General features: G+C 55.8%; 15 protein-coding genes. 7 read left to right on the forward strand and 8 right to left on the reverse strand.

The annotated features are described in order from the left end of the window. Positions 1-42: 42 nt before the first annotated feature. A complete protein-coding gene (locus tag IOB61_RS09070) occupies positions 43-1245 on the forward strand; it encodes a chromophore lyase CpcT/CpeT (RefSeq protein ID WP_290815362.1) in 1203 nt (400 codons plus the stop codon). Positions 1246-1248: 3 nt separating this feature from the next. Here IOB61_RS09070 and IOB61_RS09075 read toward each other — a convergent pair whose 3' ends face one another. The 4 genes from IOB61_RS09075 to dapF form a co-directional block, all read right to left on the reverse strand. Further along, a complete protein-coding gene (locus IOB61_RS09075; protein ID WP_290815365.1) occupies positions 1249-1467 on the reverse strand; it encodes a hypothetical protein in 219 nt (72 codons plus the stop codon). Between the two features lies 1 nt (position 1468). Next, positions 1469-3169: an AAA family ATPase gene (locus IOB61_RS09080; protein WP_290815368.1), complete on the reverse strand. Its 1701-nt coding sequence runs from the start codon at positions 3167-3169 to the stop codon at positions 1469-1471. A gap of 6 nt (positions 3170-3175) precedes the next feature. Then, a complete protein-coding gene (locus tag IOB61_RS09085) occupies positions 3176-4465 on the reverse strand; it encodes an adenylosuccinate synthase (RefSeq protein WP_290815371.1) in 1290 nt (429 codons plus the stop codon). A 76-nt stretch (positions 4466-4541) separates the two neighbouring features. Beyond that, complete coding sequence (dapF, locus tag IOB61_RS09090) at positions 4542-5375, reverse strand: diaminopimelate epimerase (RefSeq protein ID WP_290815374.1); 834 nt, start codon at positions 5373-5375, stop codon at positions 4542-4544. 322 nt (positions 5376-5697) lie between these two features. On the opposite strand from dapF, the gene IOB61_RS09095 reads away from it, so the two are divergent. Both IOB61_RS09095 and IOB61_RS09100 read left to right on the forward strand, forming a co-directional pair. Continuing rightward, the gene (locus IOB61_RS09095; protein ID WP_290815377.1) at positions 5698-6450 is read left to right on the forward strand and encodes an SDR family NAD(P)-dependent oxidoreductase; all 753 of its coding nucleotides are present in this window, start codon (positions 5698-5700) and stop codon (positions 6448-6450) included. 4 nt (positions 6451-6454) lie between these two features. Further along, positions 6455-7159, forward strand: a complete 705-nt coding sequence (locus tag IOB61_RS09100) for a lysoplasmalogenase (RefSeq protein ID WP_290815380.1) — start codon at positions 6455-6457, stop codon at positions 7157-7159. On the opposite strand, the gene IOB61_RS09105 is transcribed toward IOB61_RS09100, so the two are convergent. From IOB61_RS09105 to IOB61_RS09120, 4 genes are read right to left on the reverse strand one after another with little or no spacing between them, the layout of a single operon-like run. Continuing rightward, a complete protein-coding gene (locus IOB61_RS09105; protein WP_290815383.1) occupies positions 7131-8063 on the reverse strand; it encodes a DMT family transporter in 933 nt (310 codons plus the stop codon). The two genes, IOB61_RS09100 and IOB61_RS09105, sit on opposite strands and share 29 nt — an antisense overlap. A 12-nt stretch (positions 8064-8075) precedes the next feature. Continuing rightward, positions 8076-8930, reverse strand: a complete 855-nt coding sequence (locus IOB61_RS09110) for an SDR family NAD(P)-dependent oxidoreductase (protein WP_290815386.1) — start codon at positions 8928-8930, stop codon at positions 8076-8078. Between the two features lie 30 nt (positions 8931-8960). Continuing rightward, positions 8961-9284: a putative quinol monooxygenase gene (locus IOB61_RS09115; RefSeq protein WP_290815389.1), complete on the reverse strand. Its 324-nt coding sequence runs from the start codon at positions 9282-9284 to the stop codon at positions 8961-8963. Then, positions 9281-10276, reverse strand: a complete 996-nt coding sequence (locus IOB61_RS09120; protein ID WP_290815392.1) for an NADPH:quinone oxidoreductase family protein — start codon at positions 10274-10276, stop codon at positions 9281-9283. Before IOB61_RS09120 ends, IOB61_RS09115 begins: the two co-directional genes overlap by 4 nt. A gap of 128 nt (positions 10277-10404) precedes the next feature. Between IOB61_RS09120 and IOB61_RS09125 the strand changes: the two genes are divergently transcribed. From IOB61_RS09125 to IOB61_RS09140, 4 genes are all read left to right on the forward strand, one after another. Then, positions 10405-11271: an isoaspartyl peptidase/L-asparaginase family protein gene (locus tag IOB61_RS09125; RefSeq protein ID WP_290815395.1), complete on the forward strand. Its 867-nt coding sequence runs from the start codon at positions 10405-10407 to the stop codon at positions 11269-11271. 104 nt (positions 11272-11375) lie between these two features. After that, positions 11376-12305, forward strand: a complete 930-nt coding sequence (gene argB, locus IOB61_RS09130; protein WP_290815397.1) for an acetylglutamate kinase — start codon at positions 11376-11378, stop codon at positions 12303-12305. After that, positions 12302-13024 (forward strand): pyrimidine 5'-nucleotidase, encoded by a 723-nt coding sequence (locus IOB61_RS09135; protein WP_290815400.1) that lies wholly within the window; start codon positions 12302-12304, stop codon positions 13022-13024. Before argB ends, IOB61_RS09135 begins: the two co-directional genes overlap by 4 nt. After that, the gene (locus tag IOB61_RS09140) at positions 13017-13334 is read left to right on the forward strand and encodes a cupin (protein WP_290815403.1); all 318 of its coding nucleotides are present in this window, start codon (positions 13017-13019) and stop codon (positions 13332-13334) included. Before IOB61_RS09135 ends, IOB61_RS09140 begins: the two co-directional genes overlap by 8 nt.

A 13334-nucleotide genomic window follows, 5' to 3' on the forward strand; every position in this document is an offset into this window, starting at 1 on the left:
TTTCGCCTTATGGGGGAAAACGGGGGCTAAACGGGTTTGGACATGCCGATTACGACACGCCAGTACCATCTTACCGCCGCCCTGATTGTCGCGGGCTGTGCCTACCTGTTGCCGACAGTTTTGGGCGCGCAAGCAACCCCCACAGGCGGTATTTTGTCGCCACCTTCTGGAGCGACCCAAGCTTTACCGCCCGAGATGACGCCAGAGGGTATCCTGAAGGAACTGGTTACCCAATCGATTGCCGAACAGGCTGGTGTGCCAGAACTTGCCAACCCCACACCGGTTCCTGTGCCGGTAAAGCCACTCACGCCCGCGATGAAGGAGGTTTTGAATAAGGACTTACTCGACCTTGCTGACCTGTTGACTGGGCGGTGGGACAATGAGTTGCAGACCTTTTTTGAACCCGAACTCAATGTGCCGCTGCCTTTGCGCCATGAGCGCTTGCATGCCGTGGTAAAGCCGATTGAAGCCCCTGAATTCGGCCCCGTCAGCTTCTATGTTGAGTATCGCAAAGGCGGTGAAACGGGGCCCGTTGCCCGCCAACGCATCTGGACCTTGAGTGTCGATCCAGAATTGAACGGCATTCGCCTGTCTGGTTTTGCGCCAAAGGAAGGCAAGCCCTTAGAAGGGGCGTGGCGGCTCGTTGAAGGGGTGGAAGGCCTAAAGCCCGGTCAGCTCAAGAAAGAAGCTTTTACCCCCGTCATGGGCTGCGACATCATTTGGCGGCGGCGCGGGGAAGGCTTTAGCGGCGCGACGCGGCCTGCCGCCTGCAAGCTTGTGACCAATGCCGATAAGCGCGTGCTGTCGGTCAGCGAGCAGCATGATATTTCGGCCAATGTGTGGGAGGTGCGCGACGTTGGCGTGGACGAACGCGGCGTGCGGGTCTTTGGTGGCAGTGATACCCCCCCGACGCGCCTGAAACGGGCACAGACTTTTTCGTGCTGGGCTTCGGTTGCCAAGGGTGCTGAACGCGCCATTGTGTCTGACCTTGTGGTGCACGACCAAGGTGGCTTGGTGACGGCTGAGTTTGCGGGCGGCAACCCTGCTAAGCTGCGCTTACGTCTCCGCAATGTGGAATGGCCGATTGGACAGAACCGACCCTCGCTTACCCTCTATCTGTTGAAAGATAGTGATGATCGTGCCGAGGGCTTTGCTTGGGGAGAGCCGACGGCCAACCGTTTGGCCCTTGATGTCGGCGGCACCCAAGTCAGCTGTACGCGCGACCCACGCGCCTTATGGCGCTAAAGTCTAGCGGCCAAAAAACTTGATAACGACCGCAATCAGAAGCGCGGATAGGCCAATCTTCAAAATCAGATAGGCCCGCATAACCCGGCCGAGCTTGGCCATATTTTCTTGATGCAACGCCTGCTCTTCCGGCGTCAGCTCACGCGGGGCATCATCGGCGTCCTCATCATCCCAGTTGGGATTGGGAGGGTTTTCAGCGGGAACTTCTTTGTCATGTTGCATCTTAAAGACTTTTCGCATGACGAATTGCGTCGATTATCTCATTTAGAGCGCTAATATCTTCTTCGTAATTGAGTTCGAATCCCAACCTGATTGCTTCCTTGGCAAGTTCGATTTTTTTGATTTGTCGGCCCTTTTCTATGCCCCATCCTGCAGCCAAAATGTCACTTGCTCCCCATGTGTGATCTCGCTCTGCCAGTGCTGACGCATTCCTTGGCAGTCCGTAAACTTTAGTGAATATCTCAATTGGATACATGCCCTCTATTTCGCGACAATATGTGGTCCAAACTGGAAATTTGAGACCATCTTTCTGTGCCTGCCTTATAGCTTCTTTAGCTCGTTTCGGGGGCTTACCTTCTACTTCACCATCGCTGTCCATCACGAAAGCAAAATTCCGATTCAAACGAGCGACTTCGATCCGATGATCTCCAATGTCATCGGACATATTCTCATCTGATTTAGTGAACTCAGGCATGTCTCCAGAGAAATGAAGGAGCAAGTTTCCACCATAAAGAGCCACAATGTAGTCTGTTCCAAAAGCGAGGTCCTCGGCATACTTTGAAATCAGATGAGGGATGACAATTTGTTCTGTTGGACCTTCAGCCCAAATCACAAAGTTGGCCTGCAACAAATCGCTTGCCCTCGCACCAAGATCAGTCAGCGCATTACATGCGTCTTTGAAGTGCTGAATTGGACGGCAAACAGTGGCATCGCCTTCTCGATAAACATGGTGTGTCGTTGCGTCGTGCACTGACGCCAAGTGCTCCATAACGACGGGCGAATGCGTGATGAAAATCAGTCGCGTCTCAGCATGAGCGCTTTCTTTAACAAGAATATCGATTAATCGCCGAATAGCACGCGGGTGCAGATTGTTCTCAATTTCTTCGATCACGATGCACGAGGGGATGTTTTCCCAGATTTCGTGGTAAGCGTTCAAAACCAGTAATGCGTGGAGAACTGTCTTTATCCCGCTACCTAGTTCGTCAATTCTGCGGTACTTGGCATCACCTAATCCTAACTTAAGCACAGGACTACCTTCCGCAGTATCTGGCCAAATCTCAGTGAAAGCAAAGTCCGGTGCCAAAACCTGATTTAGTTGTCGTAAGATAGTTTGGTTGATTTGTCTTCCGGTTGCCACTGCCCTATGTAGGAAATCATAAGCTTGTTGGACATTGCTACCGTTCTCTTGATAGGCGGGTTTTTGGTGTCCAGACCAACCGGGCGCAGTTTGAAAGTCGCGCTCTGCTGCGATGAATACTGGTTTCTCAAATGATTTAGCATAAAAAAAATTTTCAAAAAAGTAATGATCTAATCCATAAGGAACACTATCGCCGTTCTCCATTGAATAGTGGGATGAAATGTTTGTCTTTGGGTTTGTTGTTAAATTTGAATACTTAATTATTGTTGCATTGAATGGGATTTCTTGCTCTTTTTTTGAAAAAGCACTCATGAGATCGAATATATGTGCGTTAGTTTGACGTAGAAGTTCGTTGATAATTTTACTCGAAACTTCAAAAGTTGAACTAACAGTACCTGTAGACTGAAACAGATAGTTTTGACCTATGAAGGCGACTGCCTGCCTGACTAACTGGCTCTTCCCGATATTATTTATCCCAACAAATGTATTGATCCGGCTCGACAAATCCAACTCTATAGTACCGGGATTAAAGTGACCAAGTGCGTAGTTGAAAGCGATCTTGCTCATCAGCCCTTACCCCTCAAATGGATCGCGCACCAAGATTGTGTCGTCCCGCTCTGGGCTGGTGGACAGAAGGGCGACGGGGCGGGTCACCAATTCTTCGATGCGGCGCACATATTTGATGGCGTTTGCGGGTAAGTCCTTCCAAGAACGCGCACCGCGTGTGGTTTCCTGCCACCCGTCGAAATATTCAAAGATGGGCTCAACGCTGGCTTGATCTTTCAGGCCTGCAGGGAACCAATCCAAGGCGCGGTCGCCAATCCGATAACCGACACAGACTTTGAGTTGCTCAAACCCGTCGAGCACATCGAGTTTGGTGAGGGCAAGGCCGCTGATGCCGCCGACGATGGCAGCTTGGCGGACAAGCACCGCGTCAAACCAGCCGCAGCGACGTGGCCGGCCTGTGACGGTGCCAAACTCATGCCCACGCTCACCAATGCGCTTGCCGACATCGTCAAACAATTCGGTGGGGAAGGGGCCTTCACCGACGCGGGTTGTATAGGCTTTGCAGATGCCCAGCACATAGCCCAAGGAATTGGGGCCCATGCCGGTGCCGGCGGAGGCTTGGCCTGAAACCGTGTTGGACGAGGTCACATAGGGATAGGTGCCGTGGTCAATGTCGAGCAGCGTGCCTTGTGCGCCTTCAAACAGGATGCGGCGGCCCCGACGGCGGGCTTCTTCCAGCACTTTCCAAACAGGCTGGGCATAGGGCAAGATTTTAGGTGCAAGGCCTATGAGTTCGGCTTTGATCGCCGCGCCATCGAGCTCGGGCAGGTCGAGGCCTTTGCGCAAAGCGGTGTGATGGGCAAGCAAGCGGTCGATCTTGGCGTCCAGCGCATCGGGGTCAGCCAGATCGGCGACGCGAATGGCGCGACGGCCAACCTTATCTTCATAGGCAGGGCCAATGCCCCGACCCGTGGTGCCAATCTTGCCCGCACCTGCTTGGGCTTCGCGTGCGCCATCCAAATCGCGATGTAAGGCGAGGATCAGGGTCGCATTATCGGCAAGTACGAGGATTGAGGGATCAATCACCACGCCTTGGTCGCTGACGCGCTTGATCTCATCGAGAAGCGCATGCGGGTCGACAACCACGCCATTGCCAATCACCGACAATTTGCCTTGCACAACGCCCGAAGGCAGGAGCGAGAGCTTATAGACCTTTTCGCCCACAACCAATGTATGACCGGCATTATGGCCGCCTTGGAAGCGCGTGACCACATCGGCACGATCGCTCAACCAATCCACAATCTTGCCTTTGCCTTCGTCGCCCCATTGGGCCCCGACAACCACCACATTCGCCATGAGTCTAAACTCCCTGCTTGCGCGGGGTGCTTGGGGTCTGACGGCGAACACGTCAAGCTATCAGGCTGCGATCTGCCTAGTTTCCCCGAATGGTACCTTCGGTTTCAAGGGCAACGGCACCGGTCATAATGACGTGATTATCGCTTTCCCGCCATTCGATCTCCAGCATGCCGCCATCGACTTGGACCTTGGCGACCCGGTCACACAGGCGGCGGCGAACGGCTGCGACCAAAGCCGCACAGGCACCCGTGCCACAGGCTTTCGTCAAGCCTGCACCCCGCTCCCAAACCCGCAAACGGATATGATCGCGGGCGACAATCTCGGCAAAGCCGACATTGGTGCGCTCTGGGAAGAGGGGGTGATATTCAATCATTGGCCCAACTGCTTCCACGGGGGCGAGTTCGGCGTCTTGAACAAAGAAGACGCAATGGGGATTGCCCATGCTGACCACACCTGGCCCATGCAGGATCGGGTCATCAATCGGGCCGACTTGCAGCTCAATCCGGATGGTATCCATCCGCTCAGACATGGGGATCAACTCCCAGTCTAAAATCGGCTCGCCCATATCCACACTAATCAGGTTGGGCCCGACACTGACCGCGCCCAAAAGGCCTGCCTCGGTCTCAATGACCAAATTCTCGCGGTTCATCTCGCGCATCACATACCAAGCCACACAGCGCGAACCATTGCCACAGGCAGCCACTTTGGACCCATCGGCATTCCAGATTTCGGTATAGACGTCTGCCATCGGGTTTTTCGGCGGCAGGAGCAGCATCAATTGGTCAAAGCCAATGCCTTTTCCAGCCGTGGCCAAGGCTTCGACCGCGCTCGCATTGAGCGTCAGCGGACGCTCTCGCGCGTCTAGGACAGCGATTTCATTGCCGAGGCCGTTCATTTTTGCGAATTTCATGGCTGTTATCTAGGCGCATTTGAAGCGAAGTAAAACACCAAGTAGAAACCATCTTCATGCTTTGGTGATGTTAAATGACAAATAATTAATGCAATGCCCCCATTCCGCCGCATTTGCACCTAGATCGCGCCACAAGCGGGGTCGATAAGGGCATTGTCGGTTGGACAGCAGAACATCTCGCAGGTTCTGGTTTCCCAACAGCCCCCCCAGCCCCCCTCCAGGGTCTGCGGACTGCAGTTCAACCGGCACACAAGTTTTTTTCCATCGACACTGCGCCCTAATCCACTATCCCTTCTTTGCAAACGCAAAGAGGGGATATTTTTTGACCAAACGCTTGGCTGGCCGTCGCGCCATTATCACCGGGGCCGCTTCCGGCATTGGGTTGGCTACCGCACATCTATTTGCGCGCGAAGGGGCCGTGGTGCTTGCCGTTGATTTGCCCGGTGAGAAACTGGTTCAGGCCTTTGAAGGGTCGGGCATTAGAACCCACGGCCAGTCGGTCACCGATTCGGATGCACCAGACCAAATCTTGGCGGCAGCGCGCAGCCATTTGGGCGGGGTCGATATCCTGTTCAATAATGCGGGCATCGCGACCAATAGTTTGGTGGAACGGACCAGCGATGAAGATTGGGACCAGACCCTGGACGTGAACTTGCGGGCGATGTTCCGCCTCACGCGTGCAGCGATCCCAGATCTGAAAGCCAGTGCTGCGGGTCGAATCATCAACACAGCCTCAGTCATGGCCGAAGGCAGCGGCATGGGATTGGCGGCTTATTCGGCCTCAAAGTCCGGCGTGCAAGGTTTCACGCGTGCACTCGCCATTGAGCTGGGCAAATATCACGTCACCGCCAATTGGTTGTTGCCCGGTGCCATTCGCACCGGCATGACCCAAGGCCTATGGGACCAACGGCCAGAGATTGCCGAAACCTGGGCCAATAAGGCGGTGCTGCGCCGCTTGGGCGAACCTGACGATATTGCCAAAGTCGCCCTCTTTCTGGCCAGCGATGACGCGGGCTTTATCACAGGCCAAGGCCTTTGCGTCGATGGTGGCCTGTCCTTACGCGTCGGGGGCTAAGGCTATGCTGATTAATTTCGCTGAGCCTATGGTGTGGCTATGGATGCTATCGGCTGCGGCAGCGATCCTCTATGGCCTCATCTTCAACAAACAAGCGCCCAATCCACTGCGCAGTGTTATGAAAACGGCTGCGGTGGCAGGTCTTGCCCTCGTCGTTTGGCAGGCCCAAGGCCCAAGCTTTCTCCTCTATGCCTTGGCGGCCAGTGCGATCGGCGATTTATTGCTGGCAGGGCCGGGTGAGAAGCGCTTTATGGCGGGCGTGGCCGCCTTTGCCATCGCGCACGGCTGCTATATCCCGCTGTTTCTGGAGTTTGGCGCGTTTCAACATGGCATTGGAACGTGGCAGATCGCTCTCGCCCTTGCCCTCTTAGCAACCAGTGCTGCCTTGCTATTTGGAATCCTCTGGCGGCATTTGGGACCGATGAAGGTCCCATTGAGCTTCTATTTTGTCATTATTCTCGGCATGTGCTTTTCCGCGCTTGCTTTACCGGCGAGCCCCTATCTGACCTATGCCGTGATTGGCGTGGTGGCCTTTGCGACCTCGGACATGATTTTGGGCGTCGAACTGTTTGCCCTCAAACCAGACTCGCCCTGGCATCGCCTCACCAGCCCAGCGGTCTGGACCCTTTATTATGGCGGCCAAGCGCTGATCACGCTGGGCATCTTAAACGAATGGGGTACTAGGCTGGTGGGGGCGCAAGCGGCTTAGCCGTTTTGGTCTGGGCGTCGCGCAAGGTGATGTAGAGCGTCGAGATGATGACGATGGCTGCCCCCACCATGGCTAAAGTGTCGGGTATTTCGTGAAAGAAGATCACACCGGCAATCGCCACCAAGGGCAAGCGTATATAGTCGATCAAGGCCATCAGCGAGGCTTCCCCCGTCGATAAAGCCCGCACATAGCAGGATTGGGCGACCACGCCTGCGAACCCCATGGCGATCAAAAGGCCCATGGTCTTTAGGTCTGGCAAGACGGGGTCAAGGATTAGGAAGGGCAGGCCTGCCAATGTGGTGAACACATTGCCATAGACCACCAAAGTCAAAGACGAGTGATCCTTGGTCAAATCCTTAACCGTGACGAGGGCAAAGGCAAAGGCCAGTGCCGAGACCAAAGCGGCAATCGTTGCGGGATCAAGCGCGGTCGCATAGGCTGAGAAATCAGGCTTGGTCATCATCAAGATCCCGACAAAGCCAATGCCAACCGCCGTCCAGCGCCGCCACGCAACTTTTTCCTTCAAGATCACAACGGCCAGTATCGTCATGAATAAGGTGCGCGAGAAGCTTAAAGCTTGGCTCTGGGCTAAAGGCAGATGCACCAGCGCGTAAAAGCCCGCAAAAAAGCCAATCGTGCCATAGCTGGACCGCAAAAGGAGCTTACCGGGCCTTGATGTCTTCCACACTTGTGGCCCGGCCATCAAAGCAAAGGGCAAGACCGCCACCACACCTGCTAAGGAGCGCCAGAAGATCAGCATGGCAACACTGGTGGTCGAGCCCAAGCCCTTGGCCAGCACTGCCATCACCAAAAAGCCTGCCGCAGACCCCAACATCCAAAGCGCGCCGATGCTATTGGGCGACAGCGGCAATTTCTTAGGGGCAGGGCTTGTGGTCTGATCCATGAAAGCCCTGATCTAGCTTTGCGGTGTCGGCACGGCATCGCCAAAAATAGAAGCCATGGGGGAGGGCGCGGCAGGGTCCCACGCATGGCGTGGACCCACCGTGATCCCGCCATCAACGACCAAATGCGTGCCCGTCATGAAGCTGCCTGCATCGCTCATCAACAACAGGACCGCTTCGGCAATGTCCTTAGGCTGCCCTGCGCGCCCAATCGGTTGGGCTGCCCCGCCCTGATGGGCGATGAGGGCTGCAAGTTGATCGGCTTGTTCGCGAGGTAGGCCCAGTGCCGTACCAAAGATGGAAGTTGCAATCAGGCCCGGGCAAATTGCGTTGACCCGGATGTTTTTCGCACACAATTGGGCAGCGGCCACTTTGCTGAAATGGATCACGGCGGCCTTGGCCGTGGAATAGGCAATCGGGCCCCACCCAGCTTCAAGGCCCGCAATGGAAGCGGTATTGACGATTGAGCCACCGCCGCGCTTGGCCAGATGTGGCACCGCATGCTTGGTGCCGTAAAAGACCGAAGTCACCAGCACATCAAAAATTGCCTTCCAGTCTTTGGACTCAACGTCTTCCAAAGGGCTCATAATGCCGGCAGAGCCTGCATTATTGAACAGGCCATCGACCCCGCCGAACTGGCTTGCCGCAGCATCGAGAATGGCTTTGACTTGGGCTTCATCGGTGACGTCGCAATGGCGATAGATCAGACGGTCCTTGAAGCGGGCTTCCAGATTGGCCCCTTTTTCATCTTGGATGTCGGCTGCCAAAACAAAAGCGCCTTCTTCAATCAAGCGCTCGACCGTTCCAAGGCCAATGCCACTGGCAGCCCCTGTTACGACAATGACCTTGTCTTTCACGCGTCCAACCATGGCTTTACTCCCTGAGTAGTGTCGCCGCGTCTAGAGCGCGGCTTTATTATCGACTTCGAATGAAGTCAGATTGGCATCACCAAGGCCAAGATCATTCCATTTACTGCGCCAGATCTTGGTATGATTGGCTTCGCGGTGGCGCTTGAACGAGGCCATATCTGCCCAGATCTCAAAGACCCGGATGGTCATCGGGTCAAAGGCATCAACGGCATAGGTATATAGTTCACACCCTTCTTCTGCCCGTGATGCCGTCGACATCGCTGCCATCGCTGCCAATACGGGCAAGGTGACACCCCGCCTTGCCCGAAAAGTCCCGGCCACAATCACAGCGCCGGGAGGCTTTGGTTCGGTCATAACGTCACAACAACCTTTCCAGTGGCTTTGCGGTCCATCAGATGACGGATCGCTTCAGCGCCCTTATCCAATGGAAAATGTGCAGAGACATGGGGTTTGATTTTTCCCGCTGCATACAAAGCCATCAGTTCGGCGATGTTCTCCTGATTCGCCTTTGGGTTGCGCGCCGTAAAGGCGCCCCAGAACACGCCAACGATTTGGCAGGACTTCAAAAGCGTTAGATTGAGGGGAATGGCGGGGATGCCTGCTGGGAAGCCAATGACCAAGAAACGGCCTTCCCATCCAATGGCGCGCAAGCTGGCTTCGGCATAAGCCCCACCCACACCGTCATAAATCACGTCAGCGCCATTGGGGCCACAGGCCTTTTTGAACAAATCTGCCAAGGCCTTTTTGCCTTCGGCATCAAATTCGCCCGTTGGATAGACAAGGCCTTCATCTGCGCCATGGGCCAAACAGACGTCGACTTTTTCTTGGGTCGAGCAAGCCGCAATGACTTTGGCGCCCATGGCTTTACCCAGTTCAACTGCCGCAAGACCAACCCCGCCAGCTGCGCCCAGCACCAACAAAGTTTCGCCCGCCTTCAACTGCCCGCGATCCTTCAGGCCATAGTGGCTGGTGCCATAGGTCATGATGAAGGCTGCTGCCTCATCAAACGGCATGCTGTCGGGGATGGGGATGCAGCGTGCGGCAGGCAGTGCGATTTTTTCTGCCAAGCCGCCCCAACCGGTCGAGCCAATCACGCGGTCACCGACTTTGAGGTGGGTGACGCCTTCCCCAACAGCGGAGACAACGCCCGATACTTCCCCACCTGGCGCAAATGGGCGCTCTGGCTTGAATTGGTACTTGTCCTGAATGATCAAGACGTCGGGATAATTGATGCCGACGGCCTTCACGTCGAGAATCACATCGCCTTTGCCTGCGACGGGCTCAGGCAATTCCGATAAGCTAAGGGTCTCGGGCATGCCGGGTGAATGGGACAATAGCGCCTTCATGATGTGTCTCCTGAGCAATCTGTTTTGAAAGGCATAGCGAAGTGCTACGCTTCGCACTAGAGCAGGATGTCTCATTTCTCATTTTTCTTGGGCACCCTTTTGGGCCCCCAGCGTATCGGGAGCATTTCATGGCTTGGGCATTGGCACTTCATGGTGGGGCAGGACCTGCCCGTGGTCGCACCTATGATCGGGAGGAAGCCCATATGGCCGAAGTCTTGAAGCGTGGGGCCGATATGCTGGAAGAAGGCTTATCCGCGCTGGATGTGGTGGTCTCCATGGTGCGGGAATTGGAAGATTCAGGCTTCCATGTTGCAGGCAAGGGGGCCTCGGCCAATGGCAATGGTGAGTATGAATTAGATGCTGCGGTGATGGATGGCGCGCTGCGACGTGCTGGGGCTGTTGGGGCCTTGGTCGGCTTCCGTTCGCCCATTATGGCGGCGCGCGCAGTGATGGAAGAAACCCCGCATGTGCTGTTGGTTGGCGCTGGAGCCAAGGCTTTTGCGCGCGACATGGGCCTTGAAGAGATTGAAGACCCTGCCGCTTATTATACCCCTGCCGTGCGCCGCCCGGTGGAGCCCGGAGAGCTTGCCCATGGCACGGTGGGCGCTGTGGCGCGCGATATTGCAGGCCGTTTGGCTGCGGCCACGTCTACCGGCGGCCTCTTAAACAAAATGCCTGGCCGGGTTGGCGATACGCCTTTGATCGGGGCAGGGACTTGGGCGGACGAGCGGGTTGCGGTTTCGTGTACCGGCCAGGGCGAATATTTCATGCGCGCGGCTGTGGCCGCCGATATCTCTGCCCGCGTTCGCTATGGTGGGCAGACTTTGGCGTCGGCGTGCGCCGGGGCTTTGGCCGATATGGAAACCCAAGGCGGCGATGGCGGCCTGATCGCCGTTGACGCCATGGGCAATGTCTCCACGCCCTATGTCAGCGAAGGCATGAAGCGCGGAATTGCCACCCATACCGGCCGCTTTGAGGTGAAGACGTTTCGGTAAATCTGTTCCCTGCCCGAATACAAACGCCCAAACCGCTTGGCGTGCGGGGCAGACATCGTTAAAGCGAACTCCCCGCCTTTGAGCCCTTTGGGAATCTAACGCCAATGACTGCTGACACCGCCGCCCCCAGCAAAGCTGAGACTGCTTTTGCAACCGCCAAAACCTTGGCCGAGGCGTTGCCCTTTATCCAGCGCTATGACCGCGAAACCGTGGTGATTAAATATGGTGGCCATGCCATGGGCGATGAGGCAACCGCCCAGCGCTTTGCCGCTGACGTCGTCTTGTTGAAGCTTGTGGGCATTCACCCCGTGGTCGTCCATGGCGGCGGGCCACAGATTAGCGCCATGCTGAACCGGGCGGGCGTAAAGTCTGAGTTTGTTGACGGTCTGCGCGTGACTGATACCGCCACGATGGAAATCGCCGAAATGGTGCTGTCGGGCGCGGTCAATAAGCAATTGGCGCATTTGATTACCCAAGCGGGCCGCGAAGCCGATGTGCGTGGCGTGGGTCTGTCGGGCAAGGATGCGCGCCTGTTCACGGTCGAAAAAGTTGTACGCACCCGCAAGGACCCCGAAAGCTTGATTGAGCAAGTGGTTGATCTGGGCTTTGTCGGCGATCCCAAAGAAGTCGATGCGCAATTGGTCATGACCTTGATCAAGGCCGAGCAGGATTATGTGCCGGTGGTGGCCCCCATTGGCGTGGACCCAGCCGGTGCGACCTTCAACATCAATGCCGATACCGCTGCTGGGGCCTTAGCCGGGGCGCTACACGCCAAGCGCTTCTTGTTATTGACCGATATTGAAGGGGTGAAGGACGGCCAAGGCAATCTGATCCCTGAGATGACGATCGCCGACGCGCGCGCTTTGATGGCGTCAGGCGTTGCGAATGGCGGGATGATCCCTAAATTAGAGACAGCCATTGCGGCGATTGAATCCGGTGTGGAGGCCGTCGTCATCCTAGATGGCCGGACGCCCCACGCCATCCTCAACGAACTTTTCACCGACTCCGGTTCAGGAACCCTTATTCGCTCATGACCACACGCCCGCTGACCCGACTTTATCAGGCCGAAGATTGGGTCTTTGATCTCGATAACACGCTTTATCCCGCCGAATGTGATTTATTTGCCCAAATTGACGAGCGCATGACTGAATTTGTCGGCCGCTATTTGGGCCTAGATTATGATGCGGCCAAGGCCAAGCAGAAACATTATTATACCACCTATGGCACCACACTAAACGGCATGATGCGCGAGCATAATATGCCCGCCAGCGCCTTCCTCGATTATGTCCATGATTTGGACTATAGCCCTGTGGTGCCCGCGCCCAAATTGCGCGCCGCGATTGAGGCTTTGCCCGGCCGGAAATTGGTGTTCACCAATGGCTCGCGCGGCCATGCTGAGCGCACGCTGAAAGCTTTGGGGTTGGAGGATGTTTTCCACGATCTGTTTGACATTGAGGCGACCGGCTATGTGCCCAAGCCCAAGCGCGAAGCGTTTGATGTGTTGATTGACCGCCATGTGGTTGAGCCGACCAAATCCGTCATGGTGGAAGATTTGTCGCGCAATTTGCTGACGGCTCACGAGCTTGGCTTTTCCACCATTCTTGTCTGGTCGTGGAAGGATTGGAGTCACGAGCCTGTTGATGGCCGCCCGGCAGGGCCTGTCGATGAGACGCCCGACCATGTCCATCACATGACCAATGATTTGACCGCCTTCTTGGAAGCGGTTGTTGAAGCGGGAACCCAGCATGGCTGAGATCCATCAAGACATCACCCAATTCACCGCAGAGCGGGCTTGGGGTGCGCGGGATTTGGCGGAAATTGCCGGGGCGACGGTGCGGCTGCATTGGACCGATCAGCCCTATATTTGGCACACCAACACCGGCGCGGAGGTCTTTATGGTGGTCGATGGCGCGGTTGATATGTCCTATAAGGTCGATGGCGCTGAAAAGACTGTACGGCTTGGTCCCAATGATATTTTTGTGGCCAATGTGGGCGATGAACATATTGCGCGCCCTGTAGGGGTCGCCCGGATTTTGGTGGTTGAAGAAAAGGGTTCGATCTAG

The sequence above is a fragment of the Aquidulcibacter sp. genome (assembly GCF_020253525.1).
GTDB lineage: Bacteria > Pseudomonadota > Alphaproteobacteria > Caulobacterales > Aquidulcibacteraceae > Aquidulcibacter.

Bases quoted from the DNA above. Each gene is read 5' to 3' on its own strand.
- IOB61_RS09085 (WP_290815371.1), bottom strand. From the start codon at position 4,465: ATGGCGAATGTGGTGGTTGTCGGGGCCCAATGGGGCGACGAAGGCAAA.
- IOB61_RS09140 (WP_290815403.1), top strand. From the start codon at position 13,017: ATGGCTGAGATCCATCAAGACATCACCCAATTCACCGCAGAGCGGGCT.
- argB (WP_290815397.1), top strand. From the start codon at position 11,376: ATGACTGCTGACACCGCCGCCCCCAGCAAAGCTGAGACTGCTTTTGCA.
- IOB61_RS09120 (WP_290815392.1), bottom strand. From the start codon at position 10,276: ATGAAGGCGCTATTGTCCCATTCACCCGGCATGCCCGAGACCCTTAGC.
- IOB61_RS09135 (WP_290815400.1), top strand. From the start codon at position 12,302: ATGACCACACGCCCGCTGACCCGACTTTATCAGGCCGAAGATTGGGTC.
- IOB61_RS09105 (WP_290815383.1), bottom strand. From the start codon at position 8,063: ATGGATCAGACCACAAGCCCTGCCCCTAAGAAATTGCCGCTGTCGCCC.
- IOB61_RS09075 (WP_290815365.1), bottom strand. From the start codon at position 1,467: ATGCAACATGACAAAGAAGTTCCCGCTGAAAACCCTCCCAATCCCAAC.
- dapF (WP_290815374.1), bottom strand. From the start codon at position 5,375: ATGAAATTCGCAAAAATGAACGGCCTCGGCAATGAAATCGCTGTCCTA.
- IOB61_RS09080 (WP_290815368.1), bottom strand. From the start codon at position 3,169: ATGAGCAAGATCGCTTTCAACTACGCACTTGGTCACTTTAATCCCGGT.
- IOB61_RS09070 (WP_290815362.1), top strand. From the start codon at position 43: ATGCCGATTACGACACGCCAGTACCATCTTACCGCCGCCCTGATTGTC.
- IOB61_RS09125 (WP_290815395.1), top strand. From the start codon at position 10,405: ATGGCTTGGGCATTGGCACTTCATGGTGGGGCAGGACCTGCCCGTGGT.
- IOB61_RS09115 (WP_290815389.1), bottom strand. From the start codon at position 9,284: ATGACCGAACCAAAGCCTCCCGGCGCTGTGATTGTGGCCGGGACTTTT.
- IOB61_RS09100 (WP_290815380.1), top strand. From the start codon at position 6,455: ATGCTGATTAATTTCGCTGAGCCTATGGTGTGGCTATGGATGCTATCG.
- IOB61_RS09110 (WP_290815386.1), bottom strand. From the start codon at position 8,930: ATGGTTGGACGCGTGAAAGACAAGGTCATTGTCGTAACAGGGGCTGCC.